This window comes from Dickeya sp. MK7 (genome assembly GCF_000406305.1).
Classification (GTDB): Bacteria; Pseudomonadota; Gammaproteobacteria; order Enterobacterales; family Enterobacteriaceae; genus Dickeya; species Dickeya fangzhongdai.
In genome coordinates this window covers 3,553,837-3,576,507 of sequence record NZ_CM001984.1, presented here as the reverse complement: position 1 = coordinate 3,576,507, position 22,671 = coordinate 3,553,837, and the positions used below count along the sequence as shown (strand labels likewise).

Genomic DNA, 22,671 nt, shown 5'->3' with positions numbered 1-22,671 from the left:
TACTCGGTTAAATAGTTGACTGAAACACTCGGGAATGTCAGACTCATGACTGTGCTATGTATGATTGACTCATAATACTTGTCTTAATAATACATGTTTATCTTACGGATACCATTAACATGAGACTGACATCTAAAGGCCGCTACGCCGTTACCGCCATGCTCGATGTGGCGCTGCATTCAAAAGAAGGCCCGGTTCCACTGGCTGACATCTCTGAACGTCAGGGTATTTCGCTTTCTTATCTGGAACAGCTGTTTTCTCGCCTGCGCAAGCATGGGTTGGTTGCCAGCGTGCGTGGCCCGGGCGGCGGCTATTTGTTGGGTAAAGATGCCGCCGAAATCGCTGTCGGTTCGGTCATCTCCGCCGTGGATGAATCCGTGGACGCCACCCGCTGCCAGGGGAAAGAAGGGTGTCAGGGCGGCGATCGCTGTCTGACCCATACGCTGTGGCGCGATCTGAGCGACCGCATCAGCGAGTTCCTCAACAACATCACCCTGGATGAACTGGTTAATAACAAAGAGATTCTGGACGTCGCGGATCGTCAGGATGCTGACGTGCGTCGTACCGCCAACGGACGCATACAAGAAACCATTAACGTCAACTTGCGTGCCTGAAAAAAAAAGAACAAAACGCCTTGAACGTTTTGAAGTGATGTACGGAGTTTAAGAGCAATGAAGTTACCGATTTATCTGGATTATTCCGCCACGACGCCGGTCGATCCGCGCGTGGCTGAAAAAATGATGCAGTTTCTGACCCTGGACGGCACGTTCGGCAACCCCGCTTCCCGCTCCCACCGTTTTGGCTGGCAGGCGGAAGAGGCGGTGGATATCGCTCGTAACCAGATTGCCGAACTGGTCGGCGCGGATCCGCGCGAGATCGTTTTTACTTCCGGCGCCACCGAGTCCGACAACCTGGCTATCAAGGGCGCGGCGAACTTCTACCAGAAGAAAGGCAAGCACATCATCACCAGCAAGACGGAACACAAAGCCGTGCTGGATACCTGCCGCCAGTTGGAGCGCGAAGGGTTTGAAGTGACTTACCTGGCGCCGCAGCGTAACGGCATCATCGACCTGAAAGAGCTGGAAGCCGCCATGCGCGATGACACCATCGTGGTGTCCATTATGCATGTGAACAACGAAATCGGCGTGGTGCAGGATATCGCTGCCATCGGCGAAATGTGCCGTAGCCGCGGCATCATTTTCCATGTCGACGCGACCCAGAGCGTGGGTAAACTGCCGATTGACCTCAGCCAGTTGAAGGTCGACCTGATGTCCTTCTCCGGCCACAAGATTTACGGCCCGAAAGGGATTGGCGCGCTGTATGTGCGTCGCAAGCCGCGTGTGCGCATCGAAGCGCAGATGCACGGCGGCGGCCACGAGCGCGGCATGCGTTCCGGCACCCTGCCGGTGCATCAGATCGTGGGCATGGGCGAAGCCTACCGCATCGCCAAAGAAGAAATGGCGGAAGAAGCGGCACGCCTGCGTAGCCTGCGCGATCGCCTGTGGAACGGTATCAACGATATTGAGGAAGTATACCTGAACGGCGACCTGGAACAGGGCGCGCCGAATATCCTGAACGTCAGCTTCAACTACGTGGAAGGCGAATCGCTGATCATGGCGTTGAAAGATCTGGCGGTGTCTTCCGGCTCGGCCTGTACTTCCGCCAGCCTGGAGCCTTCCTATGTGCTGCGCGCGCTGGGGATGAACGATGAACTGGCGCACAGTTCCATCCGTTTCTCACTGGGCCGCTTCACTACTGAAGAAGAAATTGACTACACCATCGATCTGGTTCGCAAATCCATCGGCCGCCTGCGCGACTTGTCTCCACTGTGGGAAATGTTCAAGCAGGGCGTGGATATCGGCAGCATCGAATGGGCGCATCATTAATTCGCAGGAATCAGGACGTATATTATGGCTTACAGCGAAAAAGTAATTGATCACTATGAAAACCCGCGCAACGTCGGCTCGTTTGATTCGTCGGATCCGAGCATCGGCAGCGGTATGGTAGGCGCACCGGCCTGCGGCGACGTCATGAAGCTGCAGATTAAGGTTAACGAGCAGGGAATCATCGAAGACGCCCGCTTCAAAACCTACGGTTGCGGTTCCGCTATCGCCTCCAGCTCGCTGGTGACCGAGTGGGTGAAGGGCAAGAGCCTGAACGAAGCCGAATCCATTAAAAACACCCAGATCGCCGAAGAACTGGAACTGCCGCCGGTGAAAATCCACTGCTCGATTTTGGCTGAAGACGCCATCAAGGCCGCCATCGCCGATTACAAGAGCAAACGCGACAAATAACGGGCAGATGAATTAGAGGTTTGCTATGTCGATTTCCCTGAGCGACAGCGCTGCGCAACGCGTCAATGCCTTTATGGTCAATCGCGGCAAAGGCATCGGCCTGCGTCTGGGTGTGAGAACATCCGGTTGTTCCGGTATGGCGTATGTGCTGGAATTTGTTGATGAACTGAACACCGATGATGTGGTGTTTGAAGACAAGGGCGTGAAGGTCATTATTGATGGCAAAAGCCTGGTCTACCTTGACGGCACCGAACTGGATTTCGTCAAGGAAGGGCTGAACGAAGGCTTCAAATTCAATAACCCTAACGTTTCCAGCGAGTGCGGTTGCGGCGAAAGCTTTAACGTCTGACCGCCGGTCGGCCTGTTGACCGACTCCCGCCGCTTTGTGTGCTCCGGCATGTAAAGCGGCGGGCGCGCATTGATTGTCTGCGAACTCAGAGCACACTATGGATTACTTTACTTTATTCGGGCTGCCGATTCGCTATAACGTGGATGGCAGCCTGCTTGCTTCCCGGTTTCAGGAACTGCAGCGCCAGTTTCATCCCGACCGCTTCGCCGCCAGCCCGGAACGTGAACGCATGATGGCGTTACAACAGGCTGCGACCATCAATAATGCCTATCAGGCGCTGAAACATCCGCTGAAACGCGCGGAGTATATGTTATCTTTGCACGGTTTTGATTTAAGCAACGAGCAGCATACGCTTCATGACACCGCATTCCTGATGGAGCAGATGGAACTGCGCGAAGAACTGGACGAGATTGAACGTCGTCCGGATGCGGAAACCGCGTTGGCGGCATTTGCACTGCGTCTGAATGGGATGATCCGTCAGCGCAGCGAGCAAATGCAGCGCGAGCTGGATGAGGAATCCTGGCCGGATGCGGCGGATACGGTACGTAAACTGCGCTTTTTTGATCGACTCCGGCAGCAGGTTGAACAACTCGAAGAACAATTGCTGGAACGATAAGTAAAATTCAATCCGGCGGGACCGTCGTTGGCCATATGGCCGTATCGTCGCCCGCCCGCCAATTGATGGAAGCTCAATATGGCCTTATTACAAATCAGTGAGCCGGGGCTGAGTGCGGCGCCGCATCAGCGTCGTCTGGCCGTCGGGATTGATCTGGGGACCACCCATTCCCTGGTCGCCACCGTCCGCAGCGGCGAGACGCAAACGCTGCCCGATCATGACGGGCGCGATCTGTTGCCGTCTGTCGTCCACTACCATGCCGACGGGCTGACCGTTGGTTGGGAAGCGCGCCAGCAGGCGGCGGCCGACCCGGTAAACACCGTCAGTTCCGTCAAGCGGCTGATGGGACGCTCGCTCTCCGATATCCGTCAGCGTTATCCCCATTTGCCTTATCGGTTTGAAGCCAGTGAAAATGGCCTGCCGGTGTTGCAGACCGCCGCCGGCCCGCGCAACCCGATTCAGGTGTCGGCCGATATCCTGACGGCGCTGACCCGGCGTGCCGAAGAGGCGCTGAATGGGCTGCCTGACGGGGTGGTGATTACCGTGCCGGCCTATTTTGACGACGCCCAGCGTCAGGGCACCAAAGACGCGGCCCGGCTGGCCGGTCTGCATGTGTTGCGCTTGCTTAACGAACCTACCGCGGCGGCGATTGCCTACGGGCTGGATTCCGGCCAGGAAGGCGTGATCGCCGTGTATGATCTGGGCGGCGGCACTTTCGACATCTCTATTCTGCGTCTTAGCCGCGGCGTGTTTGAAGTGCTGGCCACCGGCGGCGACTCCGCGCTGGGCGGCGATGATTTCGACCACTTGCTGGTCGAGTGGATTCGCGAGCAGGCCGGGATCACGGCCCGAGACGATCATCAATTGCAGCAGGTGCTGCTCAATACCGCCATACAGACCAAGATTGCCTTGAGCGACGCACAAACCGTGCCGGTATCGGTGGCGGGCTGGCAAGGCGACATCACCCGCGAGCAGTTCAACACGCTGATTGCGCCGCTGGTGAAACGTACGCTGTTGTCCTGCCGTCGCACGTTGAAAGACGCCGGCGTTGACGCGGATGAGGTGAAAGAGGTGGTAATGGTCGGCGGCTCCACCCGTGTGCCGCTGGTGCGTGAGCAGGTAGGCGAATTCTTCGGCCGCACGCCGCTGACGTCTATCGATCCGGACAAGGTGGTGGCTATCGGCGCCGCGATTCAGGCCGATATTCTGGTGGGCAACAAGCCCGACAGCGAAATGCTGCTGCTGGACGTGATTCCGCTGTCGCTGGGGTTGGAAACCATGGGCGGGCTGGTCGAGAAAGTGATTCCGCGCAATACCACCATCCCGGCGGCGCGCGCGCAGGAATTCACCACCTTCAAGGACGGCCAGACCGCGATGATGATCCATGTGTTGCAGGGCGAGCGTGAGCTGGTGCAGGATTGCCGTTCGCTGGGGCGTTTCACGCTGCGCGGCATCCCGCCGATGCCTGCCGGCGGCGCGCATATCCGGGTGACGTTCCAGGTGGACGCCGACGGGTTGCTGAGCGTGACCGCGATGGAAAAATCCACCGGGGTGGAAGCCTCCATCCAGGTGAAGCCGTCCTACGGTTTGAGCGACGACGAGATCGCCGCCATGATTACCGATTCCATGCAGAACGCGCAGAGCGACATCGGCGCGCGTCTGCTGGCCGAGCAGCGCGTGGAAGCGGCGCGCGTGCTGGAAAGCCTCAATAGCGCGCTGGCGACGGATGCTGCCTTGTTGAACGACGAAGAGCGAGCCGCGATCGACGTCGCCAGCCTTCAACTGCAACAGGCCGCGCAGGAAACCGACGCCTCAGCCATTGAGGCCGCGATTAAAACATTAGATCAACAAACCCAGGAATTCGCTGCCCGCCGTATGGATGAGTCTATCCGCCGCGCGCTGGCGGGGCATTCCGTGGACGAGGTATAACATGCCCAAGATTGTTTTTCTGCCTCATCAGGACTTGTGTCCGGAAGGGGCAGTTCTGGAAGCGAGCAGTGGTGAAACTATTCTGAACGTGGCGTTGCGCAATGGCATCGAGATTGAGCACGCTTGCGAAAAGTCCTGTGCCTGCACCACCTGTCACTGTATCGTCCGTGAAGGATTTGATTCGTTGGCGGAAAGCACCGAAGACGAAGACGACATGCTGGATAAAGCTTGGGGGCTGGAACCGGAAAGCCGTCTGGGTTGCCAGGCGCGCGTCGCTGATGAAGATCTGGTGGTGGAAATTCCGCGTTATACCATTAACCACGCACGCGAGCATTGATAGGGGGAGTCATGGGACTGAAGTGGACCGATAGCCGTGAAATCGGCGAAGCGCTGTACGATCTCTATCCTGATGTCGATCCGAAGACCGTGCGTTTCACCGATTTGCACCGCTGGATTTGCGAACTGGATGAGTTTGACGACGAGCCGGAAGCCTCTAACGAAAAAATCCTGGAAGCGATCCTGCTGGTGTGGCTGGACGAAGCCGAATAATCGAACTGGTCAACGGGCCGCCTTGAGGCGGCCCGTTTTCTCTTTTTTATCATGGCGATAATGGGCTAATGATAACCAGGCCCAATCTGGAGTAGATGTATGACAACTGAAGCGATGCTGATTACGCTTTCCCATCAGCCAGCGGACGCCCGCTGGGGTGAGAAAGCCTCGTTAACCGCCAATGAGCAGGGATTTACCATTCATCTGTCCGGCGACAAACCGTTGACCGTCATCCAGCGCGCGGCCCGCAAAATCGACGGGCAGGGCATTAAACACGTCAAACTGGCCGGTGAAGGCTGGGATCTGGAAAGCAGCTGGGCGTTCTGGCAGGGATACCGCGGTCCGAAAGGCAAACGCGCGGTGGAGTGGGCGACACTGGCGGACGCGCAGCGGCAGGAGCTGGATCGTCGTCTGAAGATCGTTGACTGGGTGCGCGACACCATCAACCTGCCGGCGGAAGATCTGGGGCCGGAACAGCTGGCGACCCGCGCTATCGACCTGCTGTGCAGCGTGGCGGGCGAGGCGATTTCTTACCGCATTACCAAAGGCGAGGATCTGCGTGAGCAGAACTATGCCGGCCTGCACACGGTAGGGCGTGGTTCCGAACGTTCGCCGGTATTGCTGGCGCTGGATTATAACCCGAGCGGCAAGGCGGATGCGCCGGTGCTGGCCTGTCTGGTCGGTAAAGGCATCACCTTTGATACCGGCGGCTACAGCCTGAAAGGCAGCAGCTTCATGGATTCCATGAAGTCCGATATGGGCGGTGCGGCGACGGTGACCGGCGCACTGGCGCTGGCGGCGGCCCGCGGCCTGCAGCAACGCGTGAAACTGTACCTGTGCTGCGCCGACAACATGGTGAGCGGCAATGCGTTCCGTCTGGGCGATATCATCCGCTATCGCAACGGTAAAACCGTCGAAGTGATGAATACCGATGCCGAAGGGCGTCTGGTGCTGGCTGACGGCCTGATTGACGCGTCTGAACAGAACCCGCAGTGGATTGTTGACTGCGCGACCCTGACCGGCGCCGCCAAAACCGCGCTGGGCAATGATTATCACGCGCTGTTCAGTTTCGACGACGCGATGATCGATTCACTGATGGACAGCGCCCGCCGCGAAGGCGAACCGTTCTGGCGCCTGCCGCTGGAAGAATTCCACCGCCAGCATTTGCCGTCCAACTTCGCCGAGCTGAATAACGTGGCCGGCGCGGCGCATACCGCGGGCGCCAGTACGGCGGCGGCGTTTCTGTCTCACTTTGTGAAAAACTATCAGCAAGGCTGGCTGCATATTGACTGTTCCGCCACCTACCGCAAGTCGGCGGTAGAACAGTGGTCTGCCGGCGCAACCGGTCTGGGCGTGCGCACGCTGGCCGACTTCCTGCTAAGCAAAGCGGGTTGAGCTGTTAACAAACAGCAGTGTTGTCTTATGAACAATGATGTTTGTTTGAGCAGTGAATGGTTTCGTGCGGGATAAACGGCGTAGTTTCTTTGTTATTACATCGCACGCACGACAAGGAGAGGCTCAGACGCCGCCTCTCCTTGACCACTGGCTGGTGGCTAAACTGTGCCGCTGACGCGGTTCCTTCGGCGTTCGCCTTCGCTGTTCGGACCGCCCGTGACGCGTTGACTCGCCACATGCTGTGGCTCGCCCTGCGGGCCAGCGTAAACGCTGTTCAAAAACGCTTTTCGCGTTTTTGTCAGACGCGGCACGGGCTTGCGCGGCGTCCCTGCCGCGCATCCGGCGAAGTCGCTCGCCTCAGCACAGTTTTGGACGCCAGAAAGCCCTTTCATCCTGCACTTACAAGGCGTGTCAGCAAGCTGCAACAAGGACAATGCTTTCCCCCTGGTGTTGTGCTTACTGCTAGCGTTAAGCGTTGAGGAGAGTTATGGAGTTTTCACCCCACAATCGGCTGGAAGAGGTGTTAAAGCTGGCCGCATCGGAACCGGCGCACCGGCCCGAGTTTTTCAGCGAACTGCTGGAGGCCACGGTGTATGTGCTGGGCCACAGCGAAGAAGACCAAACGTTTGGCGAAGGCAGCCTGCAGGCAGGCAGCGGGCTGCAGTTGCAGCACTGGGAAAAACCGGACGGCCATTCCGCGATTCCGTTCTTCTCGTCGCTGGAGGCGCTGCAACTGGCGGTGACCGACGAGCAGGCGTTTCTGGCGCTGCCGGTCAGAACGCTGTTTGATATCACCCGTGGCGCAACGCTGTTTCTGAACCCCAAGCTGCCGTATGGCAAAGAATTTCTGCCGCAGGAGATCGAACACTTGTTGTCCGGCGAGGGCAGTAGTCTGGTGCAGCAGCACATTCTGGATGGCGGCACCGAACTGAAAATCGGTATTCCGGCCGAGATGCCGGCGCAGATGATCGATTCTCTGACCCAACTGTTCAGCAAACACCGTAACGTAAAACGGGCGTTTTTGGCGCAGATTCAGGAGCCGGATGAAGAGCAGCCGCACCTGCTGATCGGTCTGGATGCTGATGGCGACGACTTAGACGAGTTGATTCAGGCGGCCGGATCGGTGGCGACCGATACCCAGCCGGACGATCGTCCGATCGATCTCTGTCTGGTGAGCAATGAGCAACCCGGCATCAGCCACTTCCTGATTCGCCATACCACGCCGTTTTACGAGCGGAAATGGGGCAGTTTCCTGCGCGAGTTCAAGAATAGCGGCCAGGCATAGCTCACGGCTAAAGGCGGAACGAAACGAATAAAAAAACGGCACGGGCGGATTTGCCCTGTGCCGTTTTTTTACCGGCGAATCACCCGGTGACGACGGGCACGTCGTCCCGTGCGCCCCATTCGCTCCACGAACCGTCATAGAGCGAAACCTGCGGCGCGTTGAGCACAAACAGCGCCAGCATCACCACCGATGCCGTCACGCCGGAGCCGCAGCTGGCGATAATCGGGCGGCGGATGTCGACGCCGGCCTGATGAAAGATAGCGGCCAGCTCGTCTGTCGGCTTCAGCGCGCCGCTCTCAACCAGCAAGTTCCACGGAACGTTGAAACTCCCCGGAATATGACCTCGGCGCAGCCCCGGCCGCGGTTCGTCCACCTCGCCGAGAAAACGGGGAGCGGGGCGGGCATCGACAATCTGCTCGTCGCCGGTTTGACACAGGGTCAGCACGTCATCCAGCGAACGAATGGCGCCGGCGGCGGGCGTCCGGGCGTGAAACACCTGGGCGGTCGGCGAGACGTCGCCCTGTTCCAGCGGCAGCCCTTGCTGCTTCCAGCCCGCCAGACCGCCGCTCAGGATCGAGATGCGGGCAGCGCCTGCCAGCCGCAGCATCCACCAGGCGCGCGGCGCGGAAAACAGGTTGCCTTCATCGTAAATCACCAGATGCTGCTGCTCGTTCAGCCCCAGTTTGCCCAGCGCGTCGGCAAAGGCGGCGATGTCCGGCATCATGTGCGGCAGCGGGGTTTGATGGTCGGAAAGGGATTCGATATCGAAAAAGACGGCGCCCGGCAGATGCTCCGCCCGGTATTCGGCGGCGATATCGCGCGTATCATTGCCCGGCGGCAACATGCGGGCGTCAATCAGGGCGATATCAGCATCGTGGCGATGGTCGTTCAGCCAGGACGCGCTAACAAACAGTCCGGCGGCGGATGTGGACATAAAACCTCCCCGTGTGGGCCGGTTCTTCGGCCCCGAATGAGACAAGATATTGCATTGTCTGGAATTTTTTTGACCCGGGCAAGACGTCTGACGTTAACGCCGCGTCTGGATCAATCCTGTTATATACGTATGGGTAATCAGGATAAATTTTTTTTACGAAAATGTTATTTTCCCGATGGGAAAGTCATGGCGGTGCCTCTATAATCTGCGCCACTTTACACTGGCTGGTATTATAATTTTATCAAACCGGCTGTTACTGAATGTTGTTGGATGAGGCCAATATGACGGTAGAACGTACCTTCTCTATTATCAAACCGAACGCAGTTGCCAAAAACGCAATCGGCGCGATTTACGCCCGTTTTGAAAGCGCGGGTTTCACTATTATTGCTTCTAAAATGCTGCACCTGAGCCGTGAGCAGGCGGAAGGTTTCTACGCCGAGCATCAGGGCAAACCGTTCTTTGACGGTCTGGTGGATTTCATGACCTCCGGTCCGATCATGGTTCAGGTACTGCAGGCCGAAAACGCGGTGCAGCGTAACCGCGATATCATGGGCGCCACCAACCCGGCCAACGCACTGGCTGGCACGCTGCGTGCGGATTACGCCGACAGCTTCACCGAAAACGCGGTGCACGGTTCTGATTCCGTAGAGTCCGCCGAGCGTGAAATCGCTTATTTCTTCAGCGCGGACGAAGTTTTCCCGCGTACCCGCTAATTCTGGCGAAACACCGCCTTCCCCGGTAAAAAATGCGGCTGAGGTAGCGCGGGTGTTATAAAATTTGTACAATGCCGCGCCCCGGATGAGCACGTGCTCAGCCGGGGCGTTTCTTTATTATCCGTTTCCCTTTCGCGCCATAACGTGTAACAACGAGGCCATGAGTCAATTTATGTCTGAGCAAACCGTATCTCCCGTCGTCGCTGTGGCTGACGCCATCGCCGTTGCCGCTAACAGCAATGAAAAAATCAACCTGCTGGATTTCAACCGTCAGCAAATGCGCGCTTTTTTCGCCGAACTGGGTGAAAAGCCGTTCCGCGCCGATCAGGTCATGAAATGGATCTATCACTACTGCTGTGATGATTTTAACCAGATGACCGACATTAATAAGGTGCTGCGCGGCAAGCTGCAGGCGATTGCGGAAATTCGGGCGCCCGAGGTGGTGGACGAACAACGCTCTTCCGATGGCACCATCAAGTGGGCGATTCTGGTTGACGGTCAGCGCGTGGAAACGGTGTACATTCCGGAAGAGGATCGCGCCACGCTGTGCGTCTCCTCGCAGGTTGGTTGCGCGCTGGAGTGCAAATTCTGTTCTACGGCGCAGCAGGGCTTCAACCGCAACCTGCGCGTATCCGAAATTATCGGGCAGGTATGGCGCGCGGCGAAAATTATCGGCGCCGCTAAAGTGACCGGTCAGCGCCCGATCACCAACGTGGTGATGATGGGGATGGGCGAACCGCTGCTGAACCTGACCAATGTGGTGCCGGCGATGGAAATCATGCTGGATGATTTTGGTTTCGGCCTGTCCAAACGCCGCGTTACGCTGTCGACTTCCGGCGTGGTGCCGGCGCTGGATAAGCTCGGCGACATGATCGACGTGGCGCTGGCGATTTCCCTGCATGCGCCGACCGATGAAATCCGTAACGAAATCATGCCGATCAACAAAAAGTATGATATCGAAACCTTCCTGTCCGCCGTGCGTCGCTATCTGGAGAAATCCAACGCCAATCAGGGGCGTGTGACCGTGGAATACGTGATGCTGGATCACATCAACGACGGTACCGAGCATGCCCACCAACTGGCCGAGTGCCTGAAAGATACGCCGTGCAAGATCAACCTGATTCCCTGGAACCCGTTCCCCGGCGCACCTTACGGCCGCAGTTCCAACAGCCGTGTCGATCGTTTTTCCAAGGTGCTGATGGAGCACGGCTTCACCACCATCGTGCGTAAAACCCGCGGTGATGATATTGATGCCGCCTGCGGTCAGTTGGCGGGAGAAGTGGTGGATCGCACCAAACGTACGCTGAAGAAAAAGATGCAACACGACACGATTGCGGTAAAAACCGTCTGAAATTGACGTCAAATCAACCTGCCTTCTCAGGAAAGCAGGTGATAAATGCGTTTTCGGGGCTTATCATACGGTGTGGTCATTGATGACCTACAACTGCACCGGGTAGGCCGCCATCGGTGGCGGGCTGTCACGGGTGGCAGATTGCGGTAACATGTCACGGATTCGACGAGCCAGGATGGCTCGCGAGAGGAGTGTCAGGGATGAAACGGATGTTACTGGGTAAAGCCGTGGCGTTGGCCGCAGGCATGGGGTTGCTGGCTGGATGCGCGCAAACGCCATCGCAACAGGTGAGTCCCGCGGCGGCGCAGACGCGGTTGCAACTTGGGCTGGAGTATCTGGCCCGTAATAATCTTGATGCCGCGCGCGACAATCTGCAAAAAGCGGAACAACTCGCGCCGGATGATTACCGGACCCAGTTGGGAATGGCGCTGTACGAGCAGCGCATCGGCGAGAATCAGGCCGCTGAGACACGTTATCGTCGCCTGCTGCGGCAGGCGCCCGCCAACGGCGGCGTAATGAATAATTACGGTGCGTTTCTCTGTGGTTTAGGGCAGTATGTAGCGGCGCAACGGCAGTTCGCAGCTGCGGCGCAACTCCCTGATTACCATCAGGTTGCCGATGCACTTGAGAACGCGGGATATTGTTTCCTCAATGCCGGTAAGCCGGATGAGGCGAGTCAGTGGCTCAGCCGTGCGCTGAGATACGATCCCGCCAGGGGAAACCGGCTTCTGGCGGAAGCGAACAGCCGCTTTGCCGCCGGGCGCTATGATCAGGCGCGATTGCTCCTGAATATTTACCAGCCATTGCTTACGGCAAACGCCGAAAGCCTGTGGCTACAGATTCGTTTCGCCGCGCTGGCGGGGCATCATGACGAGGTTAAACGTTATGGCGGATTGCTGGCGCGAAGTTTTCCACAATCCAAACAGTACCAGCAGTTCTTAGCTAATGAATACTGAAGCCACCCAAGATAATACTGCAGCAACGATAATGACCCCTGGCGAACGTTTGCGTGAAGCGCGCGAGCGGTTGGGACTGACGCAACAGGTTGTTGCAGAACGGTTGTGCCTGAAAGTGTCGACCGTTCGCGAAATAGAAGACAACAATACGCCCGCTGGCCTTGCTCCTACCTTTTTGCGCGGTTATATCCGCTCTTATGCCCGACTGGTTCACCTCCCTGAAGACGAATTGCTGCCGATGCTGGAAAAACAGGTCGTGCCGAGTCGCGTCTCCAATGTGGCGCCGATGCAGAGCCTGGCGTTGGGCAAAAGCCGCAAGAAGCGCGATGGCTGGCTGATGCTGTTCACCTGGTTGATTCTGCTTGGCGTACTGGGCCTGACGGTGGCCTGGTGGTGGCAGAACCATCAGGCGCAGCAGCAGGAAATCAATTCGATGGTGGATCACGCCAACGCGTCCCAGAACCGTAAAGACGGGCAGGCCGCTGATGCGAACAGCGATCCGGAACCGGTGGATAACGATGAAAGCGTGGCGGGCGCGCCGTCCGGCAACGGGCAGCCTATCGTACTTAACTCGCCTGCCGCCGCGCCTTCACAGCCTGCCGTTGCTACGCCAGTCGCTCCGACGACTAACGCGCCTGCCAGCGCGGCGCCTCAGGCTTCGACATCGGTTTCAGATCAGCCGTTGCTGAATCAGTCTGCCACCGCGCCGGCCAGTACTGCGCCAGCGGCTGATGCTTCCGGCGCGCCGGGTGCCATCGTGATGCGCTTTACCGCGGATTGCTGGCTGGAAGTGGTCGATGCGGCCGGCAAGAAACTGTTCAGCGGCGTACAGCGTAACGGCAATGTGCTGAACCTGACCGGCCAGGCGCCGTACCGGTTAAAAATCGGCGCGCCGGGCGCGGTGCAGGTCGAGTTTCAGGGCAAACCGGTGGATTTGAGCCGTTTTGTCAAAAGCCATCAGGTGGCTCGTATTACGCTGACGGCTCAGTAATCGTGCCGTCGCACTGGCAATTGTGGAGAAGAAGTGATGCATAACCCCGCACCCATCAACCGCCGCAAATCAACCCGGATTTACGTCGGCAAGGTGCCTGTCGGTGATGGCGCGCCGATTGCAGTGCAGTCGATGACCAATACCCGCACTACCGACGTTGACGCCACGGTCAGGCAGATCAAGTCGCTGGAAAGGGTTGGCGTGGACATCGTGCGCGTCTCGGTACCGACTATGGACGCCGCCGAAGCATTTCGTCTGATTAAACAACAGGTGGATGTGCCGCTGGTGGCGGATATCCATTTTGACTACCGTATCGCGCTGAAAGTGGCGGAATACGGGGTCGATTGCCTGCGCATCAATCCCGGCAATATCGGTAGCGAAGAGCGTATCCGTTCGGTAGTGGATTGCGCGCGCGACAAAAATATTCCGATCCGCATTGGCGTGAACGCCGGTTCGCTGGAAAAGGATCTGCAGGAAAAATACGGCGAACCGACGCCGGAAGCGCTGCTGGAATCCGCCATGCGCCATGTGGATATTCTCGATCGCCTCAATTTCCATACCTTCAAGGTCAGCGTCAAAGCGTCGGACGTGTTCCTGGCGGTGCAGTCCTACCGCTTGCTGGCGTCCCGTATCGATCAGCCGTTGCATCTGGGGATCACCGAAGCAGGCGGCGCGCGCAGCGGCGCGGTGAAATCCGCTATCGGCCTTGGATTGCTGCTTTCTGAAGGTATCGGCGATACGCTGCGCGTCTCGCTGGCGGCCGATCCGGTGGAAGAGGTCAAGGTCGGTTTCGATATTCTCAAGTCTCTGCGTATCCGTTCCCGCGGCATCAATTTCATTGCCTGCCCGACCTGCTCTCGTCAGGAATTCGACGTGATCGGCACGGTGAACGCGTTGGAACAGCGGCTGGAAGACATCGTCACGCCGATGGATGTATCGATTATCGGTTGCGTGGTCAACGGTCCAGGCGAAGCGCTGGTATCGACGCTGGGCGTAACCGGCGGCAACAAGAAGAGCGGTTTTTACGAAGACGGCGTCCGGCAGAAAGAACGTTTTGACAACGACGATATGATCGACCAACTGGAAGCCAAAATCCGCGCCAAGGCGTCTATGCTGGATGAAAAACAGCGTATCGCCGTCAATATGGTGGATAAGTGATCCGGTCTGCACGAATGCGATCCGGCACCAATTCCTGAATTGAAGCGCCCGATGATAGCGGCAGCGACATTGAAGACATTGCGTCGTTGCTCCTATAATCGGGTCTATTTTTTAAAAGCGCATTAATTTCTGAAAACGCATAGAGAACTGACGTGGCAAAGAATATTCAAGCCATCCGTGGCATGAACGACTACCTGCCAGCCGAAACGGCACTGTGGCAGCGTATTGAAGACAGCCTGAAACAGGTACTCCGCGGGTACGGCTATAGCGAAATCCGTATGCCGATCGTCGAGCAGACCTCGCTGTTCAAACGTGCGATCGGCGAAGTAACCGATGTGGTTGAAAAGGAAATGTACACTTTTGAGGACCGCAACGGCGACAGCCTGACTTTGCGTCCCGAAGGCACGGCAGGGTGTGTCCGCGCCGGAATCGAGCACGGCATTCTGTACAATCAAGAGCAGCGGCTGTGGTATATCGGCCCGATGTTCCGCCACGAGCGTCCGCAGAAAGGGCGTTATCGCCAGTTCCATCAGTTGGGATGTGAAGTGTTTGGTCTGAAAGGACCGGATGTGGATGCGGAACTGATTCTGATGACCGCCCGCTGGTGGCGCGTGCTGGGTATCGATCGGCACGTCAATCTGGAACTGAACTCGATCGGCTCTTTGGACGCCCGCGCCCGCTACCGCGAAGCGCTGATTGCCTTCCTGGAAGAGCACAAAGATCAGCTGGATGAAGACTGCCTGCGTCGTATGTATACCAATCCGCTGCGTGTGCTCGACTCCAAGAATGCTCAGGTGCAGGCGTTGCTGGATAACGCACCGGTGCTGACCGATTATCTGGATGACGACTCTCGCGCGCATTTCGATGAATTGTGTGAACTTTTAACCCAGTCCGGCATCCCATATAAGGTTAATCCGCGGCTGGTTCGCGGACTGGACTATTACAACCGTACCGTTTTCGAATGGGTTACCAGCAGTCTGGGGTCTCAGGGGACGGTGTGCGGCGGCGGTCGTTATGACGGCATGGTCGAACAGCTTGGCGGCTCCAGTACGCCGGCGGTGGGGTTTGCCATGGGGCTGGAACGTCTGGTGCTGCTGGTGCAGACCGTCAATCCGGCGTTCGCGGCGCAGCCTGGCGTAGACGCGTACCTGATTTCATCCGGTGCCGGCACGCAGCATGCGGCGATTCAGCTGGCGGAAAAAGTGCGCGACGCGCTGCCGCAGTTGAAGCTGATGACCAACTACGGCGGCGGTAATTTCAAGAAACAGTTTGCCCGCGCGGACAAGAGCGGGGCGCGGGTTGCGCTGGTGCTGGGCGAAACCGAAGTGGCTGCCGGGCAGGTGGTGGTGAAAAACCTGACCAGCGGCGAGCAGGAAACCCTGGCTCAGGCGGATGTGGCGGCGCGTCTGGCGGCGTTACTGAATTAAGGAGAAAGGCAGCGTGGAAGTCTATAGCACTGAAAACGAGCAGGTTGAGGCGATTCGCCGCTTCTTTATCGAGAATGGCAAGGCGTTGGCTATCGGCGTGGTGCTGGGTATCGGCGCCCTGGTAGGCTGGCGTTTCTGGCAAAACCATCAGGAAAGCAACGCGATGGCGGCTTCCGCTGCCTATCAGCAAGTGACCGAATCTCTGTCTGCCGGTACGCCGGAAGGCGTTGCCGGCGCTGAAAAGTTTGTCACCGGCGATCATGGCAATTACGGCGCGCTGGCTTCGCTGGCGCTGGCGCACCAGTTCGTTGAAAAAAATGATATCGCTAAAGCCGAGCAGCAGCTCCGTCAGGCATTGAGCCAGACCAAAGATGGCGATTTGCAGGCGCTGATCAATCTGCGCCTGGCTCGCGTACTGTTGCAGCAGAAGAAGCCGGATGATGCGTTGAAAACGCTCGATGCCATCAAGCTGGAAGGCTGGACGGCGATGGTGGCCGATGTTCGCGGCGACGTACTGGCGAGCAAAGGCGACAATCAGGGCGCGCGTGATGCCTACAACAAAGGCATGGCGGCGAAACCTTCTCAGGGGCTGCAATCCCTGTTACGTATCAAACTGAACAATCTGCCCAGCTAAGAGGGACTTCATGCAACTGCGTAAAACACTTTTGGTCGGACTGGTTTCCGTCACCCTGCTGAGCGGCTGTTCGCTGTTCGATCGCGAGGAAGACGTGGTCAAAATGTCTCCGCTGCCGCAGGTGACCAACCAGTTTACCCCCACCAAAGTCTGGAGTCGCTCCGTTGGAGACGGTACCGGTGAGTTCTACTCCAACCTGCATCCGACCTGGCAGGACAGCCGCGTGTATGCGGCCGATCGTCACGGCACGGTAAAAGCGCTGGATCTTAATAGCGGCGAAGAGAAATGGCGCGCCGATCTGGCGGAGAAAACCGGTCTGCTGTCCAGCAACCGTCCGGCGCTGCTGTCGGGCGGCGTGGCTGTGTCGGGCAACCATGTTTATGTCGGGAGCGAACGCGCGCAGCTGTTCGCCCTGAACGCTGACGACGGTACTGTGCAGTGGCAGACCAAAGTGGCGGGTGAAGTATTATCCAGCCCGGTGGTCAGCGATGGCGTGGTGATCATTCATACCAGCAACGGCATGCTGCAGGCGCTCAGCGAGTCTGACGGCACCATCAAATGGACCGTGAATCTGGATATGCCGTCGCTGTCGCTGCGCGGCGAGTCTGCGCCGGTGACGGCGTTTGGCGCGGCGATTGTCGGTGGCGACAACGGGCGCGTCAGCGCGGTAATGATCAATCAGGGGCAGTTGATTTGGCAGCAACGTATCTCCCAGCCGGGCGGCGCGACTGAAATCGCTCGTCTGAACGACGTCGACACCACGCCGGTCGTGGCAGGCAACGTGGTGTATGCACTGGGATATAATGGCAACCTGACCGCACTGGATCTGCGTTCCGGGCAGATTACCTGGAAGCGTGAAATTGGTTCGGTGAATGATTTCATCGTCGATGGCGATCGTATTTATCTGGTCGATCAGGACGATCGCATTACGGCGCTGAACACCAACGGCGGCGTGGTGATCTGGCGGCAGGGCGATCTGCTGCACCGTAACCTGACGGCGCCGGCGTTGTATAATGGATATCTGGTGGTCGGCGATGCCGAAGGCTATCTGCACTGGGTCAACACGACTGACGGCCGCTTTGTGGTCCAGCAGAAAGTGGATAGCTCCGGCCTGCTGAGCAAGCCGGTGGTCGCCAGCGACAAGCTGCTGGTGCAGGCTAAAGGCGGCGAGGTTTACGCCTTTACCCGTTAACCGCTTCGCATGACCGGGACGGGCGGTGTATCCGCCATCCCCATAACGGCTCCTGATACTGTCAGGGGCCGTTTCGTCTTTTATCATCAGCAGTCCTTTCTGCTGTAACGAATTGAAATATAAGCAATGAGGTTGTAACAATGATACCTGTCGTCGCGCTGGTCGGGCGCCCGAATGTGGGGAAGTCCACGCTGTTTAACCGTTTAACGCGTACCCGTGACGCATTGGTGGCGGATTTCCCTGGGCTGACGCGTGACCGCAAGTATGGTCGTGCTGAGGTGGAGGGAAATGAATTCATTATTATCGATACCGGCGGTATCGACGGTAATGAAGATGGCGTGGAAACGCGCATGGCCGAGCAGTCGCTGCTGGCGATTGAAGAAGCGGATATCGTGCTGTTTCTGGTGGATGCCCGCGATGGCCTGATGCCGGCGGATCACGCCATTGCTCAGCATTTGCGTACGCGTGAAAAAGACACGTTTCTGGTTGCCAACAAAGTCGATGGCATCGATATCGATACCGGTATTGCCGATTTCTATTCGCTCGGGCTGGGCGAGGTGTATCCGATTGCAGCGTCGCATGGTCGTGGCGTCACTTCTCTGCTGGAAAAGGTGCTGTTGCCGTTTGCCGTCGATCCGGTGCAGGAAACGCGTGAACTGACCGAAGAAGAAGCGAACGCGGCTTACTGGGCGGAACAGCTCGGTGAAGGCGACGGCGATGGCGAAGAAGGTGAAGACGATGCGCTGAATCTGGAAGGGCTGCCGATTAAACTGGCTATCGTCGGCCGTCCGAATGTCGGTAAGTCAACATTGACCAACCGTATTCTCGGGGAAGAGCGGGTGGTGGTGTACGACATGCCGGGCACCACGCGCGACAGTATCTACATCCCGATGGAGCGCGATGGTCGCGACTACGTGCTGATCGATACCGCCGGGGTACGTAAACGCGGCAAGATTACCGATGCCGTTGAGAAGTTCTCGGTGATCAAGACATTGCAGGCGATCGAAGACGCTAACGTGGTGTTGTTGGTGATTGACGCCCGCGAAGGGATTTCCGATCAGGATCTGTCGCTGCTGGGCTTTATCCTCAATTCCGGCCGTTCGCTGGTCATTGTGGTGAACAAGTGGGATGGACTGTCGCAGGAGGTCAAGGAGCAGGTGAAGGAAACCCTCGACCTGCGCCTCGGTTTCATTGATTTTGCCCGCATTCACTTTATTTCGGCGCTGCATGGTAGCGGTGTGGGCAACCTGTTTGAATCCGTCAACGAAGCCTACGAGTGTTCCACCCGCCGTGTGGGAACCGCGATGCTGACCCGCATCATGCAGATGGCGGCGGACGACCACCAGCCGCCGTTAGTGCGTGGCCGTCGCGTGAAGCTGAAATACGCCCATGCCGGGGGATACAATCCGCCGATCGTAGTGATCCACGGCAATCAGGTCAAAGATCTGCCTGATTCCTACAAGCGCTACCTGATGAACTACTACCGGCGCTCGCTGGATGTCATGGGAACGCCGATTCGTATTCAGTTCAAGGAAGGGGAAAACCCGTTCGCCGACAAACGCAACACGCTGACGCCGAATCAGCTGCGCAAGCGTAAACGCCTGATGCAGCACCTCAAGAAAGGCAAGTAAGCATAGCGGTGTAAACCCGCTGTTATATCGGGGCAGGAGCGATTCTGCCCCGTTTTTCATGTGTGATCCGGAGAAGGGCGATGGACGCTTATTGTCCCGAGTGTCAGCAGCCGATGGTGTGGCGCGGCAATGAACAGTACCGTTGTGAGGCTTGCCAGCGAGATTTGCTGCGTTTGGCGCTGTGTCCGCAATGCGAACAGCCGTTGCAGGTATTGCGCGCCTGTGGGACGGAAAGTTATCTGTGCGCCGACGGCCACGGGCTGATTTCACGTTCCCGCGTGGTCATTCGTTACCAGCCTAAGAGCCTATTGGGATAGGCTCTAAGTAGCCGTCAGGAGGTTTGATCGTCGTCCAGACCATTGCGCCACAAGGCTTCCAGCTCTGATGGCGCGCTCTGCTCGGGGATCAGCAATACCCAGTCCGTTTGGCGGGTATCCGGCGTATTGCAGTAGTGAATATGGATACGGTAGTAGAACTGATCTCCGCGGCCGGGAGAGTCTGGCTGACCGGGTTGCTGCGCGGCCGGCAGAACGTCACGCAGCATGGCGCAGAGTTTCTCCTTCTTGGCGGCGGGGACTTCGGCCAGCGCGAAGCGGCGCAGGCCGGCCAGTCTGGGGATCCAGGCGAAACCGCCCTCGCGCGCCAGTTCAATAATCACATCATCCGTCAAATCGGGCAGGTTATTCCTGTTCGTGCTCATTAAGAATTCCCGTGTCGACCCCGACCTGATGCCAGGCACGCAGCACAGCGTCGGCTACCGCTTCATTAAAGCGCTTTTTGGCGTGTTCCACGGTAAATCTGGCAAAGATGGAGAAATCCGCATTTTGCGGCAGCGCTTTGTCGCACAGGGCGTCGTACCAGATACGCCCGGTTTTTTCCCAGGAGTAGCCGCCCAGCGCCATAGCCGCCAGATAGAAGGCACGGTTGGGAATTCCGGAGTTCAGGTGTACGCCGCCGTTGTCCTCGCGGGTATTGACGAAATCCCGCATATGGGCAGGTTGTGGGTCGGTGCCCAGCAACAGGTCGTCATAGGCGGTGCCGGGACGCGCCATGGAACGCAGGCCCTTACCATCGATGCCGTCGGCCAGCAGTCCTTCACCAATAATCCAGTCCGCCTGCTGTACCTTCTGATTGCGGTAGTACTGTTTGACCATAGAGCCAAACACGTCCGCGAGTGATTCGTTAAGCGCGCCGGACTGGCGGAAGTACAGCAGGTTGCTTTCACTTTCCACCACGCCATGCGACAGCTCATGGGCGATCACATCCAGCGCGATAGTGAAACGATTGAAGATTTTGCCGTCGCCGTCGCCAAACACCATCTGCTGCCCGTTCCAGAACGCATTCTGGTAATCCTTGCCGTAGTGGACGCTGCCGATCAGCTGCAATCCTTTGTTGTCCAAAGAGTTACGACCGAAGATTTTCCAGAAGAAGTCATAGGTAATGCCCAGATAGGTATAGGCTTCATCAACAGTGATATCGCCATTTCCCGGCTGACCTTCCGTCCGTACTCGTTTGCCGGGCAATGTCTGCTGGTGCTCTGCGTCGTAGATATTGCGCTGTATCTTGCCGGCAGGGTGTTCCTCATGTTCATCGGGGTGGATGACTGGGGCCACCATCAGTGACTGCACGTGCATCAGAGTTTGTTGCGCGCAACGACGTTCCTCATCCGATCCATTGTTGATAATGCGATGCAGAATATAGGGCGGAATGATGTTACGGGCGGATTGCATACTTCATCTCCTTATGCCTTGCAGTATGGTTTGCAACATATTATCAACACTGATCTATCACAGTTATGACACGATAAGTATAGCCTAATCACTAAATATTTTTCGTCTGGCGTCTGACGCGCGGTTTAGTAGATTCTTTTTTGATTTCAGTGATCTGACTCTCTACCCAGCCATCCTGCAGCCGAGTTTTCAAGATATCGCCCCTGATGGCCTGAGCGGTGTGTTTCATGACTTTGCCATCCGGGGCGGTGGTGACGCTGTAGCCGCGGGCCAGCGTTGCCAGTGGGCTGACGGCTTCGAGATGGGAACAGGCTTCGCCAAATCGTTGTTTATGCTGATTAAGTTGCTTTTCCAGCGCGGATTGCATGCGGTAGCGCAACTGTTGTACCTGCTGCTGCGCACGGTGCAGGCGGGGTTGCGGCTGGTGCTGCCGTAGCCGCAGGACAACACGTTCCTGACGGCGAGTCTGTTGACGCAGTTGCAACTGGATGGCTTCGTCCAGACGCTGGCGCAGGCGAAGCAATTGTGTCTGCTGGCGGGCCAGACGCAGTTGCGGATGTTGCTGATGCAGCCGATGCTGCAACCTGACGAATTGCTGCTGACGTTGCGCCAGATAGTAGTCCATCGCCATTTCCAGCCGCTGGCGCTGAGACTGAATCTGCCGCAGCAACTCCAGTTGGTTACGGCTGACCAGTTCCGCTGCCGCAGAAGGCGTCGGCGCGCGCAGATCCGCCACGAAGTCGGCGATGGTCACATCGGTTTCGTGACCGACTGCGCTGACAATCGGGATGCGGCTGGCAAAAATAGCTCGCGCCACCCGCTCATCGTTGAAGCTCCACAGGTCTTCCAGCGATCCGCCGCCGCGGCCGACGATCAGCACATCGCATTCCTGACGCAGGTTGGCTAGCTCAATGGCCCGCACAATTTGAACCGGCGCATCCACGCCCTGCACCGCCGTCGGGTAGACAACCACCGGCAGCGAAGGGTCGCGCCGTTGCAGAATATGCAGGATATCGTGCAGCGCCGCGCCGCTGGCGGAGGTAATGACACCAACCTGACGCGCCGGTTTGGGCAGCAATTGCTTGTACTGTTGATCGAATAGCCCTTCCGCCGACAGGCGCTGTTTCAACTGCTCGAATTGCTGTTGCAGCAGGCCGTCGCCTGCCGGGTGCATGCTTTCAGCCAGCAACTGGTAGTCGCCGCGCGGTTCGTACAGCGTGATGGTGGCGCGAATCAGCACCTGCTGCCCGTTTTGCGGTCGGAAGGTGACTCGCCGATTGCTGGTGCGAAACATGGCGCAACGCACCTGAGCGCGCTCGTCTTTCAGCGTAAAGTACCAGTGACCGGAGGAGGGCTGGGAGAAATTGGATATTTCACCGGAGAGCCAGACCTGGCCCATTTCACCTTCCAGCAACTGTTTTACCGTCTGATTCAGGCGGCTGACGGTAAATATGGCGGATGACGGCAATGAGGACATTGTGACCCGGATCAAATAGTAAAACAGAGAGTTAATCCATCAATACTACCGGTCAGTGGG

General features: G+C 57.7%; 24 protein-coding genes. 20 read left to right on the top strand and 4 right to left on the bottom strand.

Annotated features, from left to right (window positions below; all coding sequences use genetic code 11):
* The first annotated feature begins 119 nt into the window (after positions 1 to 119).
* From iscR to sseB, 10 genes are all read left to right on the top strand, one after another.
* Entirely contained in the window at positions 120 to 614 is a 495-nt protein-coding gene (gene iscR / locus DXXMK7_RS15410; protein WP_013318968.1) for a Fe-S cluster assembly transcriptional regulator IscR, read from the top strand.
* A 57-nt stretch (positions 615 to 671) separates the two neighbouring features.
* A complete protein-coding gene (iscS, locus tag DXXMK7_RS15405; RefSeq protein ID WP_033569585.1) occupies positions 672 to 1,886 on the top strand; it encodes a cysteine desulfurase in 1,215 nt (404 codons plus the stop codon).
* A gap of 24 nt (positions 1,887 to 1,910) precedes the next feature.
* A complete protein-coding gene (gene iscU / locus DXXMK7_RS15400) occupies positions 1,911 to 2,294 on the top strand; it encodes a Fe-S cluster assembly scaffold IscU (RefSeq protein ID WP_013318966.1) in 384 nt (127 codons plus the stop codon).
* Positions 2,295 to 2,319: 25 nt separating this feature from the next.
* A complete protein-coding gene (gene iscA / locus DXXMK7_RS15395) occupies positions 2,320 to 2,643 on the top strand; it encodes an iron-sulfur cluster assembly protein IscA (protein ID WP_033569586.1) in 324 nt (107 codons plus the stop codon).
* 97 nt (positions 2,644 to 2,740) lie between these two features.
* Positions 2,741 to 3,259: a co-chaperone HscB gene (hscB, locus tag DXXMK7_RS15390; protein WP_038919861.1), complete on the top strand. Its 519-nt coding sequence runs from the start codon at positions 2,741 to 2,743 to the stop codon at positions 3,257 to 3,259.
* Between the two features lie 78 nt (positions 3,260 to 3,337).
* Positions 3,338 to 5,188, top strand: coding sequence for a Fe-S protein assembly chaperone HscA (hscA, locus tag DXXMK7_RS15385; RefSeq protein ID WP_038919860.1), 1,851 nt, complete (start codon positions 3,338 to 3,340; stop codon positions 5,186 to 5,188).
* Between the two features lies 1 nt (position 5,189).
* Positions 5,190 to 5,525, top strand: a complete 336-nt coding sequence (fdx, locus tag DXXMK7_RS15380; protein ID WP_013318962.1) for an ISC system 2Fe-2S type ferredoxin — start codon at positions 5,190 to 5,192, stop codon at positions 5,523 to 5,525.
* A gap of 11 nt (positions 5,526 to 5,536) precedes the next feature.
* Positions 5,537 to 5,737 (top strand): Fe-S cluster assembly protein IscX, encoded by a 201-nt coding sequence (gene iscX / locus DXXMK7_RS15375; protein ID WP_013318961.1) that lies wholly within the window; start codon positions 5,537 to 5,539, stop codon positions 5,735 to 5,737.
* Positions 5,738 to 5,836: 99 nt separating this feature from the next.
* Complete coding sequence (pepB, locus tag DXXMK7_RS15370; RefSeq protein WP_038919859.1) at positions 5,837 to 7,132, top strand: aminopeptidase PepB; 1,296 nt, start codon at positions 5,837 to 5,839, stop codon at positions 7,130 to 7,132.
* 487 nt (positions 7,133 to 7,619) lie between these two features.
* Entirely contained in the window at positions 7,620 to 8,417 is a 798-nt protein-coding gene (gene sseB, locus DXXMK7_RS15365) for an enhanced serine sensitivity protein SseB (protein ID WP_038666825.1), read from the top strand.
* A gap of 79 nt (positions 8,418 to 8,496) precedes the next feature.
* On the opposite strand, the gene sseA is transcribed toward sseB, so the two are convergent.
* Entirely contained in the window at positions 8,497 to 9,351 is an 855-nt protein-coding gene (gene sseA, locus DXXMK7_RS15360; RefSeq protein ID WP_038919857.1) for a 3-mercaptopyruvate sulfurtransferase, read from the bottom strand.
* 281 nt (positions 9,352 to 9,632) lie between these two features.
* Between sseA and ndk the strand changes: the two genes are divergently transcribed.
* The 10 genes from ndk (at position 9,633) to DXXMK7_RS15310 (ending at position 19,721) form a co-directional block, all read left to right on the top strand.
* Positions 9,633 to 10,064: a nucleoside-diphosphate kinase gene (ndk, locus tag DXXMK7_RS15355; RefSeq protein ID WP_038669379.1), complete on the top strand. Its 432-nt coding sequence runs from the start codon at positions 9,633 to 9,635 to the stop codon at positions 10,062 to 10,064.
* A 172-nt stretch (positions 10,065 to 10,236) separates the two neighbouring features.
* A complete protein-coding gene (locus DXXMK7_RS15350) occupies positions 10,237 to 11,415 on the top strand; it encodes a bifunctional tRNA (adenosine(37)-C2)-methyltransferase TrmG/ribosomal RNA large subunit methyltransferase RlmN (protein WP_038919856.1) in 1,179 nt (392 codons plus the stop codon).
* A gap of 200 nt (positions 11,416 to 11,615) precedes the next feature.
* A complete protein-coding gene (gene pilW, locus DXXMK7_RS15345) occupies positions 11,616 to 12,371 on the top strand; it encodes a type IV pilus biogenesis/stability protein PilW (protein ID WP_100849966.1) in 756 nt (251 codons plus the stop codon).
* Positions 12,361 to 13,362 carry a cytoskeleton protein RodZ gene (rodZ, locus tag DXXMK7_RS15340; RefSeq protein WP_038919855.1) on the top strand — a complete coding sequence of 334 codons (1,002 nt, stop codon included), beginning with the start codon at positions 12,361 to 12,363 and terminating at the stop codon, positions 13,360 to 13,362. Before pilW ends, rodZ begins: the two co-directional genes overlap by 11 nt.
* 36 nt (positions 13,363 to 13,398) lie before the next feature.
* On the top strand, positions 13,399 to 14,520 hold the full coding sequence (ispG, locus tag DXXMK7_RS15335) for a flavodoxin-dependent (E)-4-hydroxy-3-methylbut-2-enyl-diphosphate synthase (protein WP_038919854.1): 1,122 nt from the start codon (positions 13,399 to 13,401) through the stop codon (positions 14,518 to 14,520).
* A gap of 152 nt (positions 14,521 to 14,672) precedes the next feature.
* Complete coding sequence (gene hisS / locus DXXMK7_RS15330; protein ID WP_038919853.1) at positions 14,673 to 15,947, top strand: histidine--tRNA ligase; 1,275 nt, start codon at positions 14,673 to 14,675, stop codon at positions 15,945 to 15,947.
* 13 nt (positions 15,948 to 15,960) lie between these two features.
* Complete coding sequence (locus tag DXXMK7_RS15325) at positions 15,961 to 16,581, top strand: YfgM family protein (protein WP_038666844.1); 621 nt, start codon at positions 15,961 to 15,963, stop codon at positions 16,579 to 16,581.
* Positions 16,582 to 16,591: 10 nt separating this feature from the next.
* Entirely contained in the window at positions 16,592 to 17,773 is a 1,182-nt protein-coding gene (bamB, locus tag DXXMK7_RS15320; protein WP_038919851.1) for an outer membrane protein assembly factor BamB, read from the top strand.
* Between the two features lie 140 nt (positions 17,774 to 17,913).
* Entirely contained in the window at positions 17,914 to 19,404 is a 1,491-nt protein-coding gene (gene der, locus DXXMK7_RS15315) for a ribosome biogenesis GTPase Der (RefSeq protein WP_038919850.1), read from the top strand.
* 80 nt (positions 19,405 to 19,484) lie between these two features.
* Positions 19,485 to 19,721: a zinc ribbon domain-containing protein gene (locus DXXMK7_RS15310; RefSeq protein ID WP_038919849.1), complete on the top strand. Its 237-nt coding sequence runs from the start codon at positions 19,485 to 19,487 to the stop codon at positions 19,719 to 19,721.
* A gap of 14 nt (positions 19,722 to 19,735) precedes the next feature.
* Here DXXMK7_RS15310 and DXXMK7_RS15305 read toward each other — a convergent pair whose 3' ends face one another.
* The 3 genes from DXXMK7_RS15305 to xseA all read right to left on the bottom strand — a co-directional run bounded on the left by DXXMK7_RS15305 (position 19,736) and on the right by xseA (position 22,611).
* Positions 19,736 to 20,104: a protealysin inhibitor emfourin gene (locus tag DXXMK7_RS15305; RefSeq protein WP_038919848.1), complete on the bottom strand. Its 369-nt coding sequence runs from the start codon at positions 20,102 to 20,104 to the stop codon at positions 19,736 to 19,738.
* Positions 20,085 to 21,134, bottom strand: a complete 1,050-nt coding sequence (locus tag DXXMK7_RS15300; protein WP_038919847.1) for a M4 family metallopeptidase — start codon at positions 21,132 to 21,134, stop codon at positions 20,085 to 20,087. Before DXXMK7_RS15300 ends, DXXMK7_RS15305 begins: the two co-directional genes overlap by 20 nt.
* Before the next feature lie 91 nt (positions 21,135 to 21,225).
* Positions 21,226 to 22,611 (bottom strand): exodeoxyribonuclease VII large subunit, encoded by a 1,386-nt coding sequence (gene xseA, locus DXXMK7_RS15295; RefSeq protein ID WP_038919845.1) that lies wholly within the window; start codon positions 22,609 to 22,611, stop codon positions 21,226 to 21,228.
* Positions 22,612 to 22,671: the final 60 nt, after the last annotated feature.